Here is a 22,335-nt window from a genome sequence, read left to right on the forward strand (position 1 = left end):
CGGTGGATGATGTTGGTGTGACCACCGGCTCCTCGACGCACAAAGCCAAGCGCGGCGAACTGCGCATCTATCTCGGGGCAGCCCCTGGCGTCGGCAAGACGTTCGCGATGCTGGGTGAGGCGCACCGGCGCATCGACCGGGGCACCGACGTGGTGGCCGCCGTGGTGGAAACCCACGGCCGCGCCAAGACCGCCGAACTGCTCGACGGCATCGAGATCGTGCCGCCGCGCTATATCGAGTATCGCGGTGGGCGGTTCCCGGAACTGGACGTCGACGCTGTCATCGCGCGGCACCCCGAGGTGGTGCTGGTCGACGAACTGGCCCACACCAACACCCCGGGCAGCAAGAACACCAAACGCTGGCAGGACATCGAGGAGCTGCTCGACGCCGGGATCACCGTCATCTCCACGGTCAACGTGCAGCACCTGGAGAGCCTCAACGACGTCGTCACCCAGATCACCGGCATCGAACAGCAGGAGAAGGTGCCCGACGAGGTGGTGCGTGCCGCCGACCAGATCGAACTGGTCGACATCACCCCGGAGGCGCTGCGGCGCAGGCTGTCCCACGGCAACGTGTACGGCCCGGAACGGATCGACGCCGCACTGTCGAACTACTTCCGCCGCGGCAACCTGACGGCGCTACGCGAGTTGGCGCTGCTGTGGCTGGCAGACCAGGTCGACGCCGCACTGTCGAAATACCGCGCCGACAACAAGATCACCGACACCTGGGAGGCCCGCGAACGCGTCGTCGTCGCCGTCACCGGTGGCGCCGAATCAGAAACCCTGGTGCGCCGGGCATCACGTATCGCGTCGAAGTCCAGCGCCGAACTGATGGTGGTCCATGTCGTCCGGGGCGACGGATTGTCCGGTGTGTCGGCTCCGCAGATGGGCAAGGTGCGCGAGCTGGTGGTGAGCCTCGGCGCCACCCTGCACACCGTGGTAGGCGACGACGTCCCCGCTGCGCTGTTGGAGTTCGCCCGCGAGATGAACGCCACCCAGCTGGTGTTGGGCACCTCCCGGCGCTCACGCTGGGCGCGCATCTTCGACGAAGGTATCGGCGCGTCGGTGGTGCAGCAGTCCGGCAAGATCGACGTGCACATGGTGACGCACCCGGAAGCCAAACGGGCGCGCTCATATTCGTCGATGGTGCCTTGGCAAAAGCACATCGCCTCGTGGTTGGCCGCGGTGATCGTCCCGTCGGTCATCTGCGCGGTGACCTCGGTCTGGCTGGACACCTTCCTCGGGATCGGCGGCGAGAGTGCCCTGTTCTTCATCGGTGTGCTCGTGGTCGCCCTGCTCGGCGGCAAGACTCCGGCGGCCTTCTCCGCCTTGCTGTCCGGGCTGCTGCTGAACTACTTCCTGGTCGCCCCGCGCTACACCTTCACCATCGCCGAACCCGACAGCGCCGTCACCGTGGTGGTGCTGCTGCTGGTGGCGGTGGCGGTGGCCGTCCTGGTCGACGGTGCGGCCAGCCGCGCCCGGGAAGCCACCCGAGCGGCGCAGGAAGCCGAACTGCTGGCGCTGTTCGCGGGATCGGTGCTGCGCGGTGCGGACCTGGGCATGCTGCTGGAACGGGTCCGGGAGACCTACGCACAGCGGGCGGTAAGCCTGGTCCGCGAGGGCGCCGACGGTTTCAGCACCGTGGCCTGTGTCGGCAAGGACCCCTGCGTCGGTGTCGACGACGCCGACACCGCGGTCGAGGTCGGTGATGACGAGTTCTGGATGTTGTTGTCCGGGCGCCAATTGACCGCCAGGGATCTGCGGGTACTCGGCGCAGTGGCCAAACAGGCCGCCGGACTGGTAAAACAGCGCGAACTCACCGAGGAGGCCAGCCGCGCCGAGGCCATCGCCCAGGCCGACGAACTGCGCCGCTCGCTGCTGTCGGCGGTCAGCCACGACCTGCGCACGCCGCTGGCCGCGGCGAAGGCCGCGGTGTCCAGCCTGCGCTCGGAGGACATCGGGTTCTCCGCCGAGGACACCGCGGAACTCTTGGCCACCATCGAGGAATCCGTCGACCAGCTGACGGCACTGGTGGGCAACCTGTTGGATTCGTCCCGGCTGGCCACCGGGGTGGTGCGACCCGAGCTGCGCCGGGTCTACCTGGAGGAGACGGTGCCCCGGGCGCTCATCGGAATAAACAAGGGCACCACCGGCTTTGCCCGCAAGGAACTGGACCGGGTCAAGGTGGAGGTCGACGATGCCGTGGTGCTGGCCGACAGCGGTCTGCTGGAACGGGTACTGGCCAACCTGGTCGACAATGCGTTGCGCTACTCCCCGCCGGATCGGCCGGTCCGGGTCACGGCGGGCCGCGTCGGTGACCGGGTACTGATCGCCGTCATCGACGAAGGACCCGGGGTGGCTCGCGGTACCGAAGAGCAGCTGTTCGAACCCTTTCAGCGGCTGGGCGACACCGATACCAGTACCGGGGTGGGCTTGGGGCTGTCGGTGGCCCGCGGATTCGTGGAAGCGATGGGCGGCACGATCACCGCCTCCGATACGCCCGGCGGCGGGCTCACCGTCGAAATCGACTTGGCCGCACCACCGAAAGACGGACGATGAACACCAGAGTGCTCGTGATCGACGACGAACCGCAGATCCTGCGGGCGTTGCGGATCAACCTGTCGGTGCGGGGGTACGAGGTCACCACCGCGGCCACCGGTGCCGAGGCGTTGCGGTCAGCGGCCGATCACCGGCCCGACGTCATCGTGCTGGACCTCGGGCTGCCCGACATGTCCGGTATCGAAGTGCTCGAAGGCCTGCGCGGCTGGCTGAGCGCGCCGGTGATCGTGCTCTCGGCCCGCACCGATTCGTCGGACAAGGTGGAGGCGCTGGACGCCGGCGCCGACGACTACGTCACCAAACCGTTCGGCATGGACGAGTTCCTGGCGCGGTTGCGCGCCGCGGTCCGGCGCGGTGCCGCCGCCACCGAAGTGGACGAGCCCGTCGTCGAAACCTCGTCGTTCACCGTCGATCTGGCGATGAAGCGGGTGACCAAGAACGGTGTCGAAGTGCATCTGACCCCCACCGAGTGGGGCATGCTGGAGATGCTGGTGCGCAACCGCGGCAAGCTGGTCGGCCGCGAGGAACTACTCAAAGAGGTGTGGGGTCCCGCGTACGCCAAGGAGACCCACTATCTTCGGGTGTACCTCGCGCAGTTGCGCCGCAAGCTGGAAAACGATCCGTCACACCCGGTGCACCTGCTCACCGAGGCAGGGATGGGGTACCGCTTTCAGGCTTGACGGCCTGCAAGGTGAAGGTCAGCGGTACCCGGTCCCGGCCCTCCGCCAACACGAACTCCCCGTCGAAGTCCGGGCTCGGAATGACGGCATCGCCCAGCGGATTCCACGGAGCCTCGCGGTGTTCCTCCAACGCGGTGACGGTCATGCCGGCCTCGGTGAGCGCGGCGAAGATCTCGCCGAGGCCGTGGTTGAAACTGACCGAGGCCGGGGACGTCACCACGCCTGACCCGGCGTAGCTGTCGGTCTGCACGAATGTCAGGCCGTCGGTCTCGAAATACGGGAACTCGACGACGAGCAGCCCGTCGGGCCGGGGGTCGCAGATCGCGTACAGCATCGGGTGCCCGTCCCGGATGAACAACCGGCCGCCCGGCCGTAGCAGACCGGCGACGGTCCGGGCCCAGCGGCGGATGTCGGGTAACCAACAGATCGCGCCGATGCCGGTGTACACCAGGTCGAAATCGCCCGTGGCGTCGTAGACGTCGGACTCGACGAAGGTGACGTCGACACCGGCCCGGGCCGCGAGATCCCGGGCGGCCGCCAGCGCCGACGGCGAGAAGTCAATACCAGTAACCGATTTCGCACCCAACCGCGCCAGGGACACGGTGTCGGTGCCGATATGACATTGCAGGTGCACCACGTCCCAACCGTCCAGGCGACCCAGCCGCGGCAGGTCGTAGCGGACGACACTGGACAGGTAGTCGGGGTCGTCGAACCCGGCGAGGTCGTAGCCGTCGGGCCCGGTGTGCAGCGGCACCCGGGATTCCCAGTTCGCCAGGTTCGTCTCGCGCCAGTCTTCGGTCACGACGACCATTTTCGCACGTAGGATCAACTGATTTTCGCGACTGCGAAATACGTTGCGGGCGTCGCCAAGTGCGGTCACCTGTTCATGGCCAGCAGAGCAGGCTGAGGCCTTCTCGACGGCACGCGCCATCGGAGATCTTCCAGAAAACCCCACTATCCACCGATGGTTTACCGGCACAGCCTTATGGGTGTTAGCAGGAAAGACATCAGCCGCTACGCGGCGCAGTATCTGGTTGGTCGACATCAGCAGGAGTCGGCTGCCTGTAGAGCGAGCAGCAAGGAGGCCGTGATGCCAAACGTCCGTTACAGCAGAATCATCGCCGCCCCGGCGACGCGGGTGTGGGAGGTCGTCGGCGACTTCGGATCGTTGCCCTCCTGGTTCCCCTTCGTCATAACCAGCGAACTCGAACCCGCCGGAGGCCGAAGAGTGGTGGGGGCCCTGCGCACCAATCACATCGACGACGGCACCACTGTCGTCGAACGGCTGGTCGCGTTGTCCGACCGCGATCGGCGGGTGACCTACGACGTCATCGGCGGTGACGCCCCAGTACGGAACTACACCGCGACCATCGCCGTGCATGAAATCGCCGACGAAGACTCCAGTTTTGTCACTTGGGAAGCGTCATTCGATGCCATCGGGGAAGCCGAGCCCATCATCGACTGGGTGCGCAACGGGATCTTCCGCGACTGCCTGGAGGAACTCGACCGCGTTCTGCGCGTCGCCGCGCCGGCATGACGACGAAAGCCTACTCGTCTTCCAGCACGAAAGCCATTGAGTCCGTGCATCTGTGGATGAATCCGTGGTTGTGCATAACTGCGGCTTGATGTCGGTGGTCCGTACTAGTTTCGAATCATGGAGGTTGTCGTCGACTTGTTGGCCGCCTTGGACAAAGTGTCCGGCGCCTCGATGGACGACGTGACGGTGGCCGACCTCCTGGAGATCCAGGAGGCACTGGAGCAGGCGTACCGCCGGATCCCGGCGCTCACGCACCGCATCCAGGCCACGTTGAACCACCGCACGGGCCCGTCCGAGCTGGGGGCCCGCAGCTGGGCCGACGCCTTGTCCATCCGACTGCGCCTGTCCAAAACCGAAGCGTGCCGCCGCCTTACCCAGGCCGAGCTCCTCGGTCCGCGTCAGAGCATCACCGGAGAACCGCTGGACCCGATCTACCCTGCCACCGCCGCCGCGCTCGCCCGCGGTGAGCTGACGGCCGAACATGTCGGGATCATCACCACGACCATGAAGAAGATCCCGCCGAGAGTGGACGCACAAACCCGCGCCAAGGCCGAAGCCGACCTGGCCGCCGTCGCGGCCAGCCAATGCCCCGAGGGGCTGCGCCGGTGCGCACGGCTACTGCTGCAGATGCTCGACCCCGACGGTCCCGATCCCAACGGTGAGGACACCGTCGACCGACGCGAACTGATGCGCGGGGTGTTCCTGGGCCCGCAGGACGCCGACGGAATGTCGAGGTTCTGGGGCGAGATCACCCCCGAATTCCGCGCCTACCTGGAAGCGGCCTTCCCGAAACTCGCCGGCAAGGGCATGTGCAATCCGGACGACGAGCAGCCGTGCACCACCGGCACTCCGTCGGCCGAGGCGATCGCCGCCGACACCCGCAGCCTCGGTCAGCGTCAGCATGACGCCCTGATGGCGCTGGCCCGCGCTGCCCTGATGTCCGGCGAACTCGGTGATCACAACGGACTGCCCGTCAGCGTCGTGATCACCACCACCTTGACCCAACTGCACGACGCGGCCGGAGTCGCCCGCACCGGCGCCGGATCGACGCTCCCCATGCGCGACGCCATCCGCCTGGCCGCACACTCCTATCTCTGGCTGACCGTCTTCGACAACGCCACCGGCATCCCGCTGTATCTGGGACGCACCAAACGCATCGCCTCACCCGGCCAACGTCTCGTCCTGCACGCCCGCGACCGCGGCTGCACCTTCCCCGGCTGCCCGGTACCGCCCTACCTCTGCCAAACCCACCACGCCGTCACCGATTTCAGTGCCGGCGGGCACACCGACATCGACAACGAGACCCTGGCGTGCGGTCCGCACAACCGCCTCGTGAAGGAGGGCGGCTGGACCACCCGGCTGCGCGCCGACGGCCGCGTCGAATGGATTCCGCCACTGCTACTCGACACCGGACAAACCCGGATCAACTCGCTACACCACCCCGAAGAACTCCTGCGCGAGGACGAGGCGGATGACCCATGAGGGTGCCGCCCAGACCGCGGTCGACTGGCCGTTCGCCCAATCGACGCGAAGCGTTCGTCGTACGCTCACCCGCGCGACGCCACCGCGGGTCCACGCTCTAGCCGTGGAAAACTCCCGCGCGTACAACAGTGTCTGGCAGTTCCGCGGCGACGCCTGGTGCCGCCTGGAGGAGGCCGCCGACCGGCTCACCCGGCCCACCACCACCGGGGAGCTCAAGGACGAATACGTCGCCATCTGCCACGACCTGCTGACCAAATTGACGCCGCTGGAGCCCTACTGGGCCTTTCCCGGCTCACCGCAATTCGCGAAGGTGCAGCGGCTGTTCAACGCCGGCGCGTACGACAAGTTCGCGCATGCCGTCACGCGGATCAACCGCGCGCTGACCACCGAGTCCTACCGCACCGGCGAGGTGGACACCGCCGGTCTGGACGACACTGCCGACATGTTCCCGGCCGACCCACGCACGTTGGAGAGCCAGCCCGTCAACAAACGCGAGCAGCTCTACTTCGAGGTGCTGGTGGTCGAGAAGATGACCGAAGCGCAGGAACGGGCCCTGCGCAAGGAAGTTCGCAGCTGGCGCCGCCCCGACGACGAGTTCGTGTACGAACTGGTGGTGGTCGGCAGCGGTGACGAGGCACTGATCGCCGCCCGGCTCAACGTCAACCTGCAGGCCGTGGTGATCCGCCGCCGGTTCAGCCACCAGTCGACCCGCGACCTGACCACCCTGTCGGAGTTCATCGACCACAAACTGTCGCATGACCTCGACGACCACAAGTCCCCGGACGAACGGGCCGCGATCCTGGCCACCTCACTGCGGGACCTGCGCCCTGAACTCGACCTCTACCTGATGACCGAGATCGAAGTGGAGGACATCGCCGGCCGGCTCGGGCAGTCCTTCCGCCGGGTGTTCCACGCCCGCGAGGGTGTGCTCGAGCTGCACCTGTCGATCCTGCAGGGCGTGGCGGCCCGGTACCGCACCCCGTTCTTCAGCGCCCTCAAGCAGTACAGTCACCGGCCTACTGGGGTGTTCCACGCGTTGCCGATCAGCCAGGGCAAGTCGATTGTGAACTCGCACTGGATCAAAGACATGGTGGGCTTCTACGGGCTGGACGTGTTCATGGCCGAGACCTCGGCGACATGCGGCGGCCTGGACTCGCTGCTGGAACCGACCGGACCGCTGCGCGAAGCACAGCAGCTCGCAGCCGAAGCCTACGGGTCGCGGCACACCTACTTCGTCACCAACGGCACCTCGACGGCCAACAAGATCGTCACCCAATCCTTGGTTGCACCAGGGGATATCGTGCTGCTGGATCGCAACTGTCACCAGAGTCACCACTACGGGATGATGCTGGCCGGCGCCAACGTCATCTACCTCGAGGCCTACCCACTGCCCGACTACACCATGTACGGCGCGGTACCGCTGCGCGAGATCAAGTCGAAACTGTTGGCGCTCAAGGCCGCCGGCAAGATCGATCGGGTCAAGATGATCTCGCTGACCAACTGCACCTTCGACGGTATCGTCTACGACACCGAACGGGTCATGGAGGAATGCCTGGCCATCAAGCCGGACCTGGTGTTCCTCTGGGATGAAGCGTGGTTCGCGTTCGCGCGCTTCCACCCGGTGTACCGCAAGCGCACCGCGATGGCGTCCGCGCGCAGCCTGCGCGACAAGCTCGCCGACCCCGACTACCGCGCGTCCTACACCGCCCAGCTCACCGCAGAGGGACCGCTGTCCGACGAGGACATGCTCAAACGCAGGCTGCGGCCGGACCCGGCCGAGGCGCGGGTCCGGGTGTACGCCACCCAGTCCACGCACAAGACGCTGACCTCGCTGCGACAAGGCTCGATGATCCACGTGTTCGACCAGGACTTCGAGCAGAAGGTGTCCGAGTCCTTCCACGAGGCCTATATGGCGCACACCTCGACCTCGCCGAACTACCAGATCTTGGCTTCGCTGGATCTGGGCCGGCGTCAGGTGGCCCTGGAGGGTGTCGAATTGGTGCAACGCCAGATCGAGAACGCCATGCAGCTGCGCGATGCGATCGACAATCACCCGCTGCTGAGCAAGTACATGTCCTGCTTGCGTACCGCGGACCTGATCCCGGCGCAGTTCCGGCCGTCGGGTATCGCGCAGCCGCTGCGGTCTGGCCTGAAAAGCATGACCGCGGTGTGGAATACGGACGATTTCGTGTTGGACCCGTCTCGCGTCACGCTCTCGATCGGGCGCACCGGCTACGACGGCGACAAGTTCAAGCGGGAGCAACTGATGGACCGGCACGGGGTACAGATCAACAAGACCTCACGCAACACGGTGTTGTTCATGACGAATATCGGCACCACCCGCAGCTCGGTGGCCTACCTGGTGGAGGTGCTGGTCAAGATCGCCGCCGAGTTGGAGGAGTCGATCTCGGAGATGGGACTGAACGAGCGGGCCCGCTTTGAGCAGACGGTGCGCCGGCTGACGACGAACTCGGCACCGCTACCCAACTTCAGCGGCTTCCACCCTGCCTTCCGCGACGGTGACGACACCCCAGAAGGGGACGTGCGGCGTGCCTTCTACCTGTCCTATACCGACAGCAATTGCGAGTACCTGTCCACCGACGAGATCTTCGACAAGATCGACGCCGGCGTGCAGGTGGTCTCGGCGACCTTCGTGACGCCCTACCCGCCCGGGTTCCCGGTGCTGGTGCCCGGGCAGGTGTTCAGCCAGGAGATCCTGACCTTCCTACGTGAACTGGACACCCCCGAGATCCACGGTTACAAGCCCGAACTCGGCTTCCGGGTGTACACGGACAAGGCCATCGAAGGCGCCCGCCCGGCGCGCTGGTCGAACCTGCCGGAGTCCAGTTTCGCCGACTGAGCATCACCGGGCCAAAGCGGCGCATATTCGACAGTTTCAACTACGTAGTCTAGCCTACGTATATGCCAACGGTCAGCGCCTCCGCCGTCACGGCGGCCACGAACCTGCGGGTCCTGTTCAGCCGGCTGCGCACTCGCCTGCGCGAGGTAGAAACCGCTACCGACTTGACGCCCTCCCAAACGTCGGTCCTGATCCGGCTGTTCAAGAACGGTCCGGCTTCGACGAGTGAGCTCGCCGGTGCCGAACGGGTGCGCTCCCAATCGATGACGGCAACGCTCGCCGCGCTCGACCGGCTGGGCTATCTGGTACGCACTCCCGATCCGGACGACGGCCGGCGCCAGGTCATCACACTGACCGAGTCCGGACGCCGACGGGCGGCCGACAGTCGCCAGGCCCGCCAGGAGTGGCTCGCCACCACGATGCAGCAGCGCTACACCGAAGCCGAGCGCGCCGTGATCAACGAGGCGCTCACGCTTCTCGACCGAATCACCGAATGACGAAAGGTACGTGCTGGCCATGAAACTCGCGGTGCATTACATCGATTTCCTGCCGGGCCCGCCCGAGAAGCTGGCGCCCACCTTGGCCGCGACGGTGAAAGCCGCCGATGATGGTGGTGTCGACATGTTCACGCTGGCCGACCATTTCTTCCAGATGGAGGACATCGGTGCGGCCCAGGATCCGTTCCTGGAGGGCTATACCTGCATGGGTTACCTGGCCGCCCTCACCCAGCGGATCACCTTGACCATGCTCGTCACCGGTGTCACGTACCGTTATCCGGGCGTGCTGGCCAAGACCGCGACGACCCTGGATGTGCTCTCCGGCGGGCGCTCCATGCTCGGACTCGGTGCCGCCTGGTACGAGCGGGAACACCGTGCGCTGGGCATCCCCTACCCGCCGCTGTCCGACCGGTTCGAGATGCTCGAGGAGACGCTGCAGATCTGCCTGCAGATGTGGAGTACGAACGACGGGCCCTACCAGGGCAAGCACTACCAACTCGCCGAGACCATCTGCGCGCCCCAGCCGATCCGCCGTCCGCCCATCCTGCTCGGCGGCTCCGGTGAGAAGAAGACGCTGCGCATGGTCGCCCAGTACGCCGACGTGTGGAACACCACGGCATCGCTCGAGGAACTACCGCACAAGCTCGACGTGCTGCGCCGCCACTGCGACGCGATGGGCCGCGATTTCTCCGAGATCAGGTTGACCGTCGGACTTTTCGACGACCCGTTTGCCGACGTCGACGCCTACCTGCGTGTGCTCGACGAATATGCGGCACTCGGCGTCGACACGATCAACACCGGCCCGTTGCCGGGCAACCCCGATCCCGCCGGCTGGGTCAAGCGGCTGGGCGACGAGGTGATTCCGCGCCTGAGCTGATCGGCAGCCGATTATCGCCGACCCGCCATCCTCACAGCCGATGTGCAGCTACGGTTCTGCGGTATGTCCGGTTATCGCGAACTGTTCGAGACCAGCCTCTCCGACCCGGCGACATTCTGGGCCGACGCCGCCAAGGCGGTCACCTGGACCCGTGAGCACAGCCAGGTGCTCGACGACAGCAACCCACCGTTCTACCGCTGGTTCCCCGACGGGCAGCTCAACACCTGCGCCAACGCTCTGGACCGCCACCTGGCCGACCGGGGTGACCAGGCCGCCCTGATCTACGACTCGCCCGTCACCGGCACCAAACGCACCTACACCTACCACCAATTGCACGACGTCACAGCACGATTCGCCGATGTGCTGCGCGGCCTAGGGGTCGGCAAGGGTGATCGCGTGGTGATCTACATGCCGATGGTGCCCGAGGCCGTGATCGCCATGCTGGCGTGCGCCCGGCTCGGCGCGGTGCATTCGGTGGTGTTCGGCGGTTTCGCCGCGCACGAACTGGCCACCCGCATCGACGACGCCCGGCCGGCGGTCGTGGTGTCGGCCTAGTGCGGCGTCGAACCGACCCGCATCGTCGAATACAAGCCGATGCTCGACGCCGCACTGGAGATGGCCGAGCACGACACTCCCAAGTGCGTCATCCTGCAACGCGATCAGGCGCCGTGCACGCTGGTCGACGGCCGCGATGTGGACTGGGCCGACGCACTGGCCACCGCCGAGCCCGTCGACCCGGTGCCCGTGGCGGCCACCGATCCGCTCTACGTGCTCTACACCTCGGGCACCACCGGGAAACCCAAGGGCATCGTCCGCGACAACGGCGGGCACGCGGTGGCCCTGCTGTGGTCCATGGGCCACATCTACGACACCCGTCCCGGCGACGTGTACTGGGCGGCCTCCGACGTCGGCTGGGTGGTCGGGCACTCCTATATCGTCTACGCACCCCTGCTACTGGGCGCCACCACGGTGCTCTACGAGGGCAAGCCGGTCGGCACTCCGGATGCGGGAGCGTTCTGGCGGGTGATCGCCGAACACCGGGTGAAGGTGTTGTTCACCGCCCCGACGGCCATTCGGGCCATCAAGAAGGAAGACCCCGAGGCACGGCTGCTCGCCGAGCATGATGTGTCCAGCCTGCGGTACCTGTTCCAGGCCGGCGAACGCCTGGACCCGGCCACCTTCGCCTGGGCCTCCGACAAACTCGGGATCCCGGTCGTCGACCACTGGTGGCAGACCGAGACCGGCTGGGCGATTGCCGCCGACCCGATGGGCGTACAGCCGATGCCGATCAAACCCGGATCGGCCACGGTACCGATGCCCGGCTTCGACGTGCGGGTGCTGCGCCCGGACAACACCGAATGCGATGCCGGCGAAGAGGGTTCGATCTGCGTGCGATTGCCACTGCCACCCGGCACCTTGCCCACCCTGTGGGGCGACGACGCCCGGTACATCTCGTCCTACCTGTCGGCGTTTCCCGGCTACTACCTGACCGGCGACGGCGGTCACATCGACTCCGACGGCTACCTGTTCGTCGTGGGCCGCACCGACGACGTGATCAACGTGGCCGGGCACCGATTGTCCACCGGGTCGATCGAGGCCGTGCTGGCCGCACATCCCGCCGTCGCCGAATGCGCGGTGATCGGGGTGGCCGACGAGATCAAGGGTCAGGTGCCGCGCGGGCTGGTGGTGCTCAAGTCCGGCGCGACGGCCGACGGGCTGGCCGAGCAGCTCATCGAGGCGGTGCGCGACAACATCGGGGCGGTGGCCAGTTTCAAACTCGTCGACGTGGTACCCGCACTGCCCAAGACGCGCTCGGGCAAGATTCTGCGAAAGACCATGCGCGGCATCGCCGATGGCCGGGACGAGCCGGTGCCGTCCACCATCGAGGATCCGGCCGTGCTCGACACGCTGAAACCCATCCTGCGCGACTAAACCCGCCAGGCGCGCCGCCGCAGCAACCGCAGCCCGTTGAGCGCCACCAGGATGGTGGAACCCTCATGGCCGGCCACCCCGAGCAGTAATGGCAGATACCAGAACAGATCCCAGATCACCAGCACCGTGATGAACGACGCGGCGATCGCCAGGTTGGCCACCACCATCCGCCGGGCCCGGCGCGCCAGGGCCACGACGGCGGGAATGGCGTTCAGGTCGTCGGCGACGGTGACCACGTCGGCGGTCTGCAGGGTGAGATCGGCCCCATGCCTACCCATGGCGACCGATGCGTGCGCCGCGGCCATGGCCGGGGCGTCGTTGACGCCGTCGCCGACCACCAGCACCCGCCCGGGCAGCATCCGGACCATGTCGACCTTGTCTTCGGGCAGCAGCCCCGCATGCACCCGGTCGATTCCCACCTGCGCAGCGAGTTGGATTGCGGCCCGCTCATTGTCGCCTGTCAGGAGGACCGGCGCGGGTCCGGTCAGCTCGCTCAGCGCATCGACGGCCCCGGCCGCACCCGGGCGAACGGCGTCCGACAGGGCCAGCACTCCGGCCACCACACCGTCGACGACCACCACCACCGCGGTGGCACCCCGCTGCTCAAATCGCCGCACCGCCGGCAGCTCCTCGGCGACCGCCGCCGGGGTGAGCACCTGCACCAGCGCGCCCCCGACCATGGCACGCACGCCGCGACCCGGAATGGCCAGAAAGTCCGCGACCGCGGGAACGGCGATGCCCTGCGCCCCGGCCGCCGCGGTCACCGCCCGCCCGAGTGGATGCTCGCTGTACTGCTCGGCCGCGGCGGCCAACCGCAGCACCTGGGTGCGCTCGAATCCATCGGCCGCCTCGACAGCGGTCAGCTCGGGCCGCCCCAGGGTCAACGTGCCGGTCTTGTCGAAGGCGACGATATCGATATCGGCCAGATGTTCCATCGCCACCGCGGATTTCACCAGCACACCGTGCCGGCCGGCATTGGCGATAGCCGACAGCAGCGGCGGCATGGTGGCCAGCACCACCGCGCACGGCGACGCCACGATCATGAAGGTCATGGCCCGCAGCAGCGCGCCGCGCAGATCTTCCCCGAACAGCAGCGGCACGGTGAACAGCGTCACGGTGGCCACCACGACGATCACCGAATACCGCTGCTCGACCTTTTCGATGAACAGCTGGGTGCGGGCCTTGGTGGCCGACGCCTCGGCAACCAGTGCGACGATACGGGCCACCACACTGTCGGCGGGATCGCGAATCACCCTGGCCCGCAACGCCCCTGCCCCGTTCAGGGCGCCGGCGAACACCTCGTCACCGGCAAATTTGGCCACCGGCACCGGTTCCCCGGTGATCGAGGATTGATCGACATCGGAAGCACCGTCCAAAACCGCCGCGTCGGCGGGGATCCGCTCCCCCGGACGCACCAACACGACATCCCCGACTTCCAGCTGCGCAGCGGCGACGACCTCCTCGGCGCCGTGCCCATCGAGGCGCACCGCCTGTTCCGGGGCCAGATCCAGCAGCGCACGCACCGAGTCCTCGGTGCGGCGGGTGGCCAGATCCTCCAGTGCCCCCGATGTCGCGAAGATGACGATCAACAGCGCCCCGTCGAACACCTGCCCGATGGCGGCGGCGCCGATGGCCGCCGCGATCATCAGCAGGTCCACGTCCAGACGGCGCTGCACCAGCTCCAGCAGGCCGTCCCGGGCCGGCATCCAGCCGCCGGCCACATAGCAAGTCAAATATGCAGTCCACCAAACGAACTCGGGTGCACCGACCAGCTGGGCGGCCACGCCCGCGACGAACAAGGCCAACGCCAGCGTCGCCCACCGCACCGAAGGCAGCGTCCACATCGTCGATCGCCGTGCCGCCGCGGGCTGCACCGAAGTCGCCATCGTCGCTGTCATCACCCATACATCTAAACATGTACAGTTTTAAATGTGTCAAGTTATCGAGGCTGACCATGCTTGAATGGACGTATGGGACACGGGGTCGAAGGGCGTACCGCGCCCGCGGCGTCGCTCGACGCGGCATCGGCGGTGAAGGTCGCCGAAACACTGCAAGCACTGGCCTCACCGAACCGTCTGTTGATCCTGACGCGGCTGCGGCACTCGGCGTGCACCGTGACCGATCTGTCGGCCGCCGTCGGCATGGAACAGCCCGCGGTCTCCAACCAGCTGCGCCTGCTGCGCACCCTCGGTCTGGTCGCCGGTGACCGGTCCGGCCGCAATATCGTCTACCGCCTCTACGACGACCACGTCGCCCAATTGCTCGACGAGGCCGTGTATCACATCGAGCACCTGCGGCTCGGTGCCCGCGACACCGCATAAGGCGAGCGCAGCGACGGGGTTCGCAACGCACCTCAAAACCCCGCCCGACAAGGCAATTCGCAGCTCAGCACCTTTATTTTCGCGCTGAGCCGAACTATGGTGATGTTGTCATATGTTGATGTTCCACCGAGTCCGTCATCGGACACCGAGGAGTTGAGCAGCAATGGTCGAGCCCGTCACCAACCGCGCCGGATCCGGATGCACCTGTCATTGCAATGCCTGCGATGGTGGCCACCACTGCGGTAATCCCCCGAACTGCAATATCCGTCGCTGATCTCACCAACGGTGCCTTTACCGGTCGACGGACCGGTAAAGGCACCGTTGTGGTTTGCCGAACATGTCGGCGGCGGTGATCACCGGTCGACCATCGGCCACCATCAGATCGGCGATGTTTGCTAGGAGACGAGTTGCTCACCAGAACCGGTGCGTGAGCTCGATACTTCCGGTCCTCCGATTTCGAGCGCCCGCTCCGCGCACCTTCAGGGCCTGCTAATTTCGCTCACAGGGCGGCCCCACGGGGGGAGCCGCGTCGACCTCAGGAGTGGAACACGGTGAAGTTCAGGACCATCACAGCGGGGTTCGCATCGGCGGCAATTGCCGCCGCGGGGGCATTCGCCGCTTTCAGTGCACCCATCGCGACCGCCGACAACGAGACCACCACCTCCCAGCTGGGCAGCCAGGCCAAGCTGACCAATGGCGATATCGTCCAGGGGTGGACGGTCACCGGCCTCAAGGTCAGCACCGACACCATCCCTTACCAGCCGCACGGCACCCTGTGGGAAGCCACCGCGACCGATGAGGCGTTGCAGGGCAGCGTCACGCCCATCGTCTCGAATTTCAATGCCCGCGCCCATAACGGCGACACGTACCGCGCACTGTTCGGTGTCGCCACGCCGCAGGGAGTCAACCCGTCCACCCTGCCGCAGGGCGAAAAGACCACGGGCAAGATCTATTTCGACGTGACCGGCGAGGCCCCCGACAGCGTGGTGTACGCCAACGCCGATCAGGATCTGATCGTCTGGCTCAAGCCGGCACCGGTGCAGAGCCCCGCGACCGGTTCGGCGCCGCGCTCCTGGCAGACCCCGGCCGCCACGACGTCCACCAGCCCCACCACCTCGACCTCGGCGGCTCCCACCACCAGCGGCGCACCCACCACCAGCGCCGCCCCGACGACGTCACCGGCCGCCAGCACCAGCCCGGCACCCGCCGGTAGCGCCGGCACGCCGTTGCCCGCCGACGCCACGACCGCGGCGGTCCCCGGTGGTAGCGCAGGCACCCCGCTGCCCGCCGGTGAGCAGGCCCCCGCACTGGTCCCGGCAGGCACCCAGCCCGCCGCGGCTCCCGAGGCCGGCGCCGCCGCGGTCCCGGCTCCGGCCGAGGCCGCTCCTGCCGAAGCGGTTCCGGCACCGGGCGGCAGCGCGGGCACGCCGCTGCCCGCGGGTGCGGCACCGACCACGACCGTCGTGGTGGCCCCGCCGGCCGGCTAAAGCCTCACCAGGGCCCCATAGCAACTGCAGGGTCGCTCAGGAGTGCGACGTCCACCAGGCGTAGAGGTGATCGAGCGTCGGACCACCTGGGCGGCCCTGCACCACGCTGAACAACTGCTTGTCGATATCGGTCCACGCGACGGCCGGGTTGTCGCCTTGGATACCGCACACCAGCGTGCCGCTGACCTCCTGCGGCGACGCGTTGTGCCGCCACGGCCCCGGCGACTGGATCCGGCCGGGGCAGTCCACCACCGTCGAGGTGTTCACGAATTCGTCGGCGGCCTTCTGCAGCGCCGCCGAATCCACCAGTAGCGAATAGGTGGCCGACACCGGCCCACCCGCGTCGGTGTTGGCGGTGCAGGCCACGGTGGCCATCGCTCCCTCCAGCCGCACCACCGGCTTACACGCACCGGCCGGATAACCCGCAGGGAGCACACGCATCAGCCGGGATGTCGGGTCGCTGGGCGGCGCACCGGTACCCGACGGCGACGACGATGTGCTGGGCTGCGCGGGCGCCGCAGGTGCACCGGAATCACCGGAGGACCGCATCAGCAGGAAGGCGGCTCCGGCGCCGACCGCGGCCACCGCCGCCACCGCGCCGACGATGATGCCGATGTTCGCACCGCGCCGCGGGGGCGCCGGCCGCGGAATCACCGGCGGCGGTCCGCCACCATCCCATGACCCTGGCGTACTCACGCAGGAACCTCCTTGGCAGTCACCCCACCAAACTAAGCGATGGACAGCGCAATACCGTCCAGGATGTCGTGCTCACTGACGACGAGTTCGTCGATGCCGGCCAGCTCACCCAGGACCGCGGCCAACTCCTCGACGATGATCGCGCCGCCGCCGATGACATCGGCGCGGCCCTCGTGCATCGGCCCCAGCGCCGCACGTTCGGTCGCGCTCATCCGGATCAGGGTGTCGCACATTGCCAGCAGATCGCCGAAACCGGTGCGCGACAGGTGGATCAGCTGTGGGTCGTAGATATGCAAGCCGTGCGTGAGGGCCGCCAGCGTGGTGAACGTCCCGGCCACTCCCACCCAGGTCCTGGCCTGGCCTACCGGCACCGCCCGCAGCGCGTCGTCCAACCGTTCGCGCACCAAGGCGCGCGCCTCCCCGATCTCGGCGGCGGTGGGTGGATCCGTCTGCAGGAAGCGCTCTTTGATACGCACACAGCCGATATCCGCAGAATAGCTGGCGGTCACGGCGGACTCACCGAGTACCAGTTCGGTGGAGCCGCCACCGAGGTCCACCACGACGAAAGGCCCTGCGGCAGGGTCGAGTTCGCCGACCGCCCCGCGGAAGGACAGCTCCGCTTCCTGGGTGCCGGTGATCACCTCGGCCACCGTGCCCGGCACCACCTCGCCGAGCAGGCGGGCCGTCATCGCGAAGAACTCGTCCCGGTTGGCGGCGTCGCGGGCAGCCGAGGTGGCGACCATCCGCACCCGCTCGACACCGTGGGCGCTCATGGTTTCCGCGTAGTCGGACAACGCGGCTTCGGTGCGGGCCAAGGCGGTCGGGGCGAACTCGCCGGTCGCGTCGACGCCCTCACCGAGGCGCACGATGCGCATCTCACGGTGCACGTCGCGCAGTCCGCCGGGTTCGGCGTCGGCGATGAGCAACCGGATGGAGTTGGTACCGCAGTCCACGGCCCCTACTCTCACGTCCACACCTCCGGGTCCAGGATGCCGGCCATCGCGGGTTCGACGGCCAGCAGTGCGAGAGCTTCGTCGCCGAACGGGTTCACACCGGGCCCCTTGGCCAACGCGTGGGCCATCAGCACATGCAGACATTTCACCCGGTCGGGCATACCGCCACCGGAGAACGTGGTGCCCAGCGATTCGATGGCATCGCGTTCGGCCAGGTAGGACTCGTGCGCACGCCGGTAACCGGCGGCCAGCTCGGTGTCGGCGGCCAACCGCTCGGTCATCTCCCGCATCAAGCCCGAGGATTCCAGCCGGCTGGCGGCCGCGGTCAGCGCGGGGTGGGTCAGGTAGTACAGCGTCGGGAACGGGGTGCCGTCGGGTAGCCGCGGTGCGGTCTTGACGACACCCGGTTCCCCGTTGGGGCAGCGGTAGGCGATCTCCAGGACACCGCGCGGCTCGCGCCCGAGCTGCTGGGCGACGGCATCCAGATCCGCTGGCTCAACCACCGGCGGGCGGGGCATCCGGGCCGGGCGGGGTGCCCGGCGGGGGTGTCATGACCGGCGAAATACCATGCGGCGCATCGGCAATGGTGTGCCACAACGCGGTGTACCAGGGATCGTTGGACTTCACCGGTGTCTCCGCGGTGCCCGGCGCGACGGGCTGGGCCGCCGACGGAGGCAGCTGCACCTGATACGGGATATCGCCGGGCATGACGAAGCCCAGGCGTTCCCGCGCCTGCGCGGCGATGAACACCGGATCGGCAAGTTTCACCTTCTGCTGCTCAAGATCTTCGATCTGGGAACGTAATTGGGTTTCAGCGGCTTTGAGCTGATTCATCTCCGCGCGCTGCGCGAAGTAGGTGCGCACCGGCCCGGCGATGGTCAGCGTCAGCACGCACACCACCACCGCCAGGATCGCCGCTCGCCGGGCGGCCGACCCGAACCGCTGCTCGGACTGGGTGTCCAGCGATTCGGCGGCCGCCTTGCGAATCGACTCGGCGACGCTCTCGGCGACCGGTTCGGCGGATTCCGCCGGATTTTGCCCCGCATCGGCCGGCCGCGGCTCGATCCGACGCGGAACGGCACGCGACCGGGCGGCACCCGGCTTACCCGGCCGGGGGGCCGGGCCTCGCCGCCGCTGGTCGGGCCGTTTCGCGTCGGGCATAGCTGCGAAGTTACTGGCTCACCGGCGAGAACCGCGGGAACGCCAGGTCACCGGCATACCGAGCGGCGTCGCCGAGGGTTTCCTCGATGCGCAGCAACTGGTTGTACTTGGCCACCCGCTCGCTGCGGGCCGGGGCGCCGGTCTTGATCTGGCCGCTGCCCACCGCCACCGCGAGGTCGGCGATGGTGGTGTCCTCGGTCTCCCCGGACCGGTGGCTCATCATGGTGCGGTAGCCGCTGTTGTGTGCCAGGGCGACGGCGTCCAGCGTCTCGGTCAGGGTGCCGATCTGGTTGACCTTCACCAGCAGCGCGTTGCCCGCCCCCTTCTCGATGCCCTCTTCCAGGCGCTCGGGATTGGTGACGAACAGATCGTCACCGACCAGCTGGACGCGGTCGCCGATCGCGGCGGTCAGCGCCACCCAGCCGTCCCAGTCGTCCTCGGACAGCGGATCCTCGATGGACACCAGCGGGTAAGCCTCGAGCAGGCCGGCGTAGAACTCGGCCATCTGCTCGGCCGTGCGGGTTTCCTTCTCGAAGGCGTAACCCGTTCCGTCGGTGTAGAACTCGGTCGCGGCCACGTCCAGCGCCAGCGCCACATCGGTGCCGACCTTGAAGCCGGCGGCTTCGATCGCCGAACCGATCAGGTCCAGCGCGGCCCTGGTGCCCGGCAGGTCGGGGGCGAAACCGCCCTCGTCCCCCAAGCCGGTGGACAGGCCCTGCTTCTTGAGCACGGACTTCAGCGAGTGGTACACCTCGGCACCCCAGCGCAGTGCTTCCTTGAACGACGGCGCGCCGATCGGAGCGATCATGAACTCCTGCACGTCCACCCCGGTGTCGGCGTGCGCGCCGCCGTTGATGATGTTCATCATCGGGACGGGCAGCACATGGGCGTTCGGGCCGCCGAGGTAGCGGAACAGGGGCAGCCCGGCCGCCTCGGCGGCACCCTTGGCGACCGCCAGCGAGACACCCAGAATGGCGTTGGCACCGAGGCGCGACTTGTCCGGCGTTCCGTCCAGATCCAGCAGGGCCTGGTCGACCAGGCGCTGGTCATCGGCGCTCAGCCCGATGACGGCCGGGGCGATCTCGTCGAGCACAGCCTCGACCGCCTTCTCGACACCCTTGCCGCCGTAGCGAGCGCCGCCGTCGCGCAACTCCACCGCCTCGTGCTCGCCGGTGGACGCGCCCGAGGGCACCGCGGCGCGGGAGATGGTGCCATCGATCAGGGCAATCTCGACCTCGACGGTGGGGTTACCGCGCGAATCGAGGATCTCGCGGGCTCCGACCTGTTCGATGATGGGCACGGGTCCTCCTAGTTATGACGGGCGTGACGGGTCATGCGCTCGACCAAGAGCCTAAAGGGTGGGGTCGCCGGCGGCGCCTTCAGAGTGGGTGCCCGGCGGCTTCAGAGTGGATGCCCGGCGGCATAGGCCGTCGCCCAGTCCCGCACCGTGCGGGCGTACTGGTCGGAAAGGTTGTACGCGCGCAACGCGTCCATCCAGCCGCGCGGCTTGGACAGGTCTTTTCCGCGCCAGCACAGGTACCCGGCCGCCGACAGCGCGGCGTCGTCGATGTTGTCGGGGCTGACCACCCCGTCGTTGTTGGCATCCACCCCGTACAGCCGCCAGGTCTCGGGGATGAACTGCATGGGCCCCATCGCGCGATCCATGGTGGCATCACCGTCGAGCTTGCCCTCGTCAGTGTCCGGGATCTTCATGTTGCCCATGGTGCCGTCCAGCTGCACCCCGCGGATCGGCGGCCGCACGTCACCGTTGGGCGCGACGACGGCCCCGCGGTAGGTGCCGTGGTGGCTTTCGACCATGCCGATCCCGGCCAGGGTGGTCCACGCGAGATTGCAGGTGGGGTTCTCGACCTGAGCGACCCGCGCGGCATAGGCGTACGCCTCCAGGGCCGTCACCGGGATACCCAGCGCGGGCGCGCGTTCGGCAGCCCAGGCGTGCAGCGCGTCGGCTGGCCGTCCCTTGGCGTGGGTGTCGACCAACGGCACCGGATCACCGGCCGGTGGCGGGACCCCGTCGGGAATCGGGATGCCCGTCTGCCAGGAACAGCTCGAGGCCATCAACAGGGCCGTCGCGCCGATCACCACGACAGCCCGCAGCCAACGCACTGGCAACACCGGACTCCTCAAACCGCTCAACTTGCTGCCATCGTCCCATGCGCCGGCTGTGATGCCGCTCAGTCACACGGTGGCCTGCGGTGGGCGGCCCCTTGCCCCAGACACCCCTGATAAGGTACGCCACACCTATCTTTGGCAAGCCAAAGCTCAGTATCACCGGGTAGCGAGGACAACACCATGACGGCTCTGGCGGGACATCCGGCCACGCTGCTGGCCGCCGCCCCCAACCTGACCTCACAGCTTTTCGGCAGCGGGCTCATAGGTCTGCGCGAAGGCCTGGAGACCAGCATCGTCGTCTCGATTCTGGTGGCGTTTCTGGTCAAATCCGGCCGCCGCGACGCCCTCAAATGGGTGTGGCTCGGCGTCGCCGGGGCCATCGCGATGACCATCGGGGTGTTTCTCACCATCCAGTTCAGCGCCTACACGGTGTCCGGGTTGGGCGCCGAAGCCATCGCCGGGGTGGCCTCCCTGGTCGCCGTCGTGATCGTCACCACGATGGTGCTCTGGATGAAAGCGGCGGCCGCGACCATGTCGGGCGAACTGCGCAGCAATATGGCCAGGGCCTTGGAAACCGGCGGATTGGCCGTCGCCGCCCTGGCCTTCCTGGCCGTGGGCCGGGAAGGCGTCGAGACCGCGCTGTTCATGGTGGGCTTCGCCGAGGCCGAGACCCTGTGGCCGCTGGTCGGTCTGGTCGTCGGGGTGCTCATCGCGATCGCGATCGCCTACGCGATGTATGCCGGGGCGGTCCGCATCAACCTGGCCAGCTTCTTCAAGTACACGGCCGTGTTCCTCATCCTCGTCGCCGCGGGGATCCTGTCCTACGGCGTCGGTGCACTGCAGACGGTCGGCTGGTTGCCCGGCCTGGCCAACAAGGCCTTCGACATCAGCACCTGGTTCAACTGGTCGTCGTGGTACGGCCAGGTCATCCAGGGCGTCTTCAACATCGCGCCCACCCCCACCGTGCTGCAGTTCGGTGCGTGGCTGGCGTATCTGGTCATCGTGCTGGCCGTGTTCCTGCGGCCGACGGGGACGCCGGCCAAGCCTGCCGATGCACCCCAGCCCGACAACTCCTCGTCTGACACGGTTCCGGCTCCGGAACCGTCCACCACCGTAGAAAAGCACTGAAAGGTCGCCCACGTGAACAATCGCACCGCTCTGACC

18 protein-coding genes and 1 pseudogene are annotated in these 22,335 nt (G+C 67.6%); 11 read left to right on the plus strand and 8 right to left on the minus strand.

What is annotated here, in order from left to right; all coding sequences use genetic code 11:
• The first annotated feature begins 2 nt into the window (after nt 1-2).
• Together SBI67_RS00535 and SBI67_RS00540 are read left to right on the plus strand one after the other, a co-directional pair.
• Nucleotides 3-2,558: an ATP-binding protein gene (locus tag SBI67_RS00535; RefSeq protein ID WP_318978701.1), complete on the plus strand. Its 2,556-nt coding sequence runs from the start codon at nt 3-5 to the stop codon at nt 2,556-2,558.
• Complete coding sequence (locus SBI67_RS00540; protein WP_318978702.1) at nt 2,555-3,238, plus strand: response regulator; 684 nt, start codon at nt 2,555-2,557, stop codon at nt 3,236-3,238. Before SBI67_RS00535 ends, SBI67_RS00540 begins: the two co-directional genes overlap by 4 nt.
• Here the strand turns inward: SBI67_RS00540 and SBI67_RS00545 are convergent.
• A complete protein-coding gene (locus SBI67_RS00545) occupies nt 3,201-4,040 on the minus strand; it encodes a class I SAM-dependent methyltransferase (RefSeq protein ID WP_318978703.1) in 840 nt (279 codons plus the stop codon). The two genes, SBI67_RS00540 and SBI67_RS00545, sit on opposite strands and share 38 nt — an antisense overlap.
• A 162-nt stretch (nt 4,041-4,202) precedes the next feature.
• Here SBI67_RS00545 and SBI67_RS00550 point away from each other — a divergent pair, with 162 nt between their 5' ends.
• The 6 genes and pseudogenes from SBI67_RS00550 to SBI67_RS00575 all read left to right on the plus strand — a co-directional run bounded on the left by SBI67_RS00550 (nt 4,203) and on the right by SBI67_RS00575 (nt 12,423).
• Nucleotides 4,203-4,775: an SRPBCC family protein gene (locus SBI67_RS00550; protein ID WP_318978704.1), complete on the plus strand. Its 573-nt coding sequence runs from the start codon at nt 4,203-4,205 to the stop codon at nt 4,773-4,775.
• 117 nt (nt 4,776-4,892) lie between these two features.
• Complete coding sequence (locus SBI67_RS00555; protein ID WP_318978705.1) at nt 4,893-6,257, plus strand: HNH endonuclease signature motif containing protein; 1,365 nt, start codon at nt 4,893-4,895, stop codon at nt 6,255-6,257.
• Between the two features lie 103 nt (nt 6,258-6,360).
• Nucleotides 6,361-9,117: an aminotransferase class I/II-fold pyridoxal phosphate-dependent enzyme gene (locus tag SBI67_RS00560; protein WP_318978706.1), complete on the plus strand. Its 2,757-nt coding sequence runs from the start codon at nt 6,361-6,363 to the stop codon at nt 9,115-9,117.
• A gap of 62 nt (nt 9,118-9,179) precedes the next feature.
• The gene (locus SBI67_RS00565; RefSeq protein ID WP_318978707.1) at nt 9,180-9,614 is read left to right on the plus strand and encodes a MarR family winged helix-turn-helix transcriptional regulator; all 435 of its coding nucleotides are present in this window, start codon (nt 9,180-9,182) and stop codon (nt 9,612-9,614) included.
• 19 nt (nt 9,615-9,633) lie between these two features.
• A complete protein-coding gene (locus tag SBI67_RS00570) occupies nt 9,634-10,491 on the plus strand; it encodes an LLM class F420-dependent oxidoreductase (protein ID WP_318978708.1) in 858 nt (285 codons plus the stop codon).
• 63 nt (nt 10,492-10,554) lie between these two features.
• A pseudogene (locus tag SBI67_RS00575) lies at nt 10,555-12,423 on the plus strand (propionyl-CoA synthetase).
• On the opposite strand, the gene SBI67_RS00580 reads toward SBI67_RS00575, so the two are convergent.
• Entirely contained in the window at nt 12,420-14,309 is a 1,890-nt protein-coding gene (locus SBI67_RS00580) for a heavy metal translocating P-type ATPase (RefSeq protein ID WP_318978709.1), read from the minus strand. The pseudogene SBI67_RS00575 and the gene SBI67_RS00580 overlap by 4 nt on opposite strands.
• A gap of 84 nt (nt 14,310-14,393) precedes the next feature.
• Between SBI67_RS00580 and SBI67_RS00585 the strand changes: the two genes are divergently transcribed.
• A complete protein-coding gene (locus SBI67_RS00585) occupies nt 14,394-14,744 on the plus strand; it encodes an ArsR/SmtB family transcription factor (RefSeq protein ID WP_318978710.1) in 351 nt (116 codons plus the stop codon).
• 551 nt (nt 14,745-15,295) lie between these two features.
• Nucleotides 15,296-16,231, plus strand: a complete 936-nt coding sequence (locus SBI67_RS00590; RefSeq protein WP_318978711.1) for an MPT63 family protein — start codon at nt 15,296-15,298, stop codon at nt 16,229-16,231.
• Nucleotides 16,232-16,267: 36 nt separating this feature from the next.
• Here SBI67_RS00590 and SBI67_RS00595 read toward each other — a convergent pair whose 3' ends face one another.
• From SBI67_RS00595 to SBI67_RS00620, 6 genes are all read right to left on the minus strand, one after another.
• Nucleotides 16,268-16,927, minus strand: a complete 660-nt coding sequence (locus tag SBI67_RS00595) for a hypothetical protein (protein ID WP_318978712.1) — start codon at nt 16,925-16,927, stop codon at nt 16,268-16,270.
• 32 nt (nt 16,928-16,959) lie between these two features.
• On the minus strand, nt 16,960-17,901 hold the full coding sequence (locus tag SBI67_RS00600) for a Ppx/GppA phosphatase family protein (RefSeq protein ID WP_318978713.1): 942 nt from the start codon (nt 17,899-17,901) through the stop codon (nt 16,960-16,962).
• Nucleotides 17,892-18,383 (minus strand): DUF501 domain-containing protein, encoded by a 492-nt coding sequence (locus SBI67_RS00605; protein WP_266048743.1) that lies wholly within the window; start codon nt 18,381-18,383, stop codon nt 17,892-17,894. Before SBI67_RS00605 ends, SBI67_RS00600 begins: the two co-directional genes overlap by 10 nt.
• Complete coding sequence (locus SBI67_RS00610; protein WP_318978714.1) at nt 18,376-19,041, minus strand: FtsB family cell division protein; 666 nt, start codon at nt 19,039-19,041, stop codon at nt 18,376-18,378. The genes SBI67_RS00605 and SBI67_RS00610 overlap by 8 nt, the downstream gene beginning before the upstream one ends.
• Before the next feature lie 10 nt (nt 19,042-19,051).
• On the minus strand, nt 19,052-20,341 hold the full coding sequence (gene eno / locus SBI67_RS00615) for a phosphopyruvate hydratase (protein ID WP_318978715.1): 1,290 nt from the start codon (nt 20,339-20,341) through the stop codon (nt 19,052-19,054).
• Between the two features lie 101 nt (nt 20,342-20,442).
• The gene (locus tag SBI67_RS00620; protein ID WP_318978716.1) at nt 20,443-21,174 is read right to left on the minus strand and encodes a lytic transglycosylase domain-containing protein; all 732 of its coding nucleotides are present in this window, start codon (nt 21,172-21,174) and stop codon (nt 20,443-20,445) included.
• Nucleotides 21,175-21,351: 177 nt separating this feature from the next.
• Here SBI67_RS00620 and efeU point away from each other — a divergent pair, with 177 nt between their 5' ends.
• On the plus strand, nt 21,352-22,299 hold the full coding sequence (gene efeU, locus SBI67_RS00625; RefSeq protein ID WP_318978717.1) for an iron uptake transporter permease EfeU: 948 nt from the start codon (nt 21,352-21,354) through the stop codon (nt 22,297-22,299).
• Nucleotides 22,300-22,335: the final 36 nt, after the last annotated feature.

Origin of the sequence: Mycolicibacterium chengduense, from assembly GCF_033741155.1 — a bacterium.
In the GTDB taxonomy this organism is placed as follows: Bacteria; Actinomycetota; Actinomycetes; order Mycobacteriales; family Mycobacteriaceae; genus Mycobacterium.

What these genes read in the sequence shown, in the direction of transcription:
- SBI67_RS00540 (WP_318978702.1), top strand. Translation starts at nt 2,555, where the DNA reads ATGAACACCAGAGTGCTCGTGATCGACGACGAACCGCAGATCCTGCGG.
- SBI67_RS00550 (WP_318978704.1), top strand. Translation starts at nt 4,203, where the DNA reads ATGGTTTACCGGCACAGCCTTATGGGTGTTAGCAGGAAAGACATCAGC.
- SBI67_RS00555 (WP_318978705.1), top strand. Translation starts at nt 4,893, where the DNA reads ATGGAGGTTGTCGTCGACTTGTTGGCCGCCTTGGACAAAGTGTCCGGC.
- SBI67_RS00565 (WP_318978707.1), top strand. Translation starts at nt 9,180, where the DNA reads ATGCCAACGGTCAGCGCCTCCGCCGTCACGGCGGCCACGAACCTGCGG.
- SBI67_RS00570 (WP_318978708.1), top strand. Translation starts at nt 9,634, where the DNA reads ATGAAACTCGCGGTGCATTACATCGATTTCCTGCCGGGCCCGCCCGAG.
- SBI67_RS00580 (WP_318978709.1), bottom strand. Translation starts at nt 14,309, where the DNA reads ATGGCGACTTCGGTGCAGCCCGCGGCGGCACGGCGATCGACGATGTGG.
- SBI67_RS00585 (WP_318978710.1), top strand. Translation starts at nt 14,394, where the DNA reads ATGGGACACGGGGTCGAAGGGCGTACCGCGCCCGCGGCGTCGCTCGAC.
- SBI67_RS00610 (WP_318978714.1), bottom strand. Translation starts at nt 19,041, where the DNA reads ATGCCCGACGCGAAACGGCCCGACCAGCGGCGGCGAGGCCCGGCCCCC.
- efeU (WP_318978717.1), top strand. Translation starts at nt 21,352, where the DNA reads ATGACGGCTCTGGCGGGACATCCGGCCACGCTGCTGGCCGCCGCCCCC.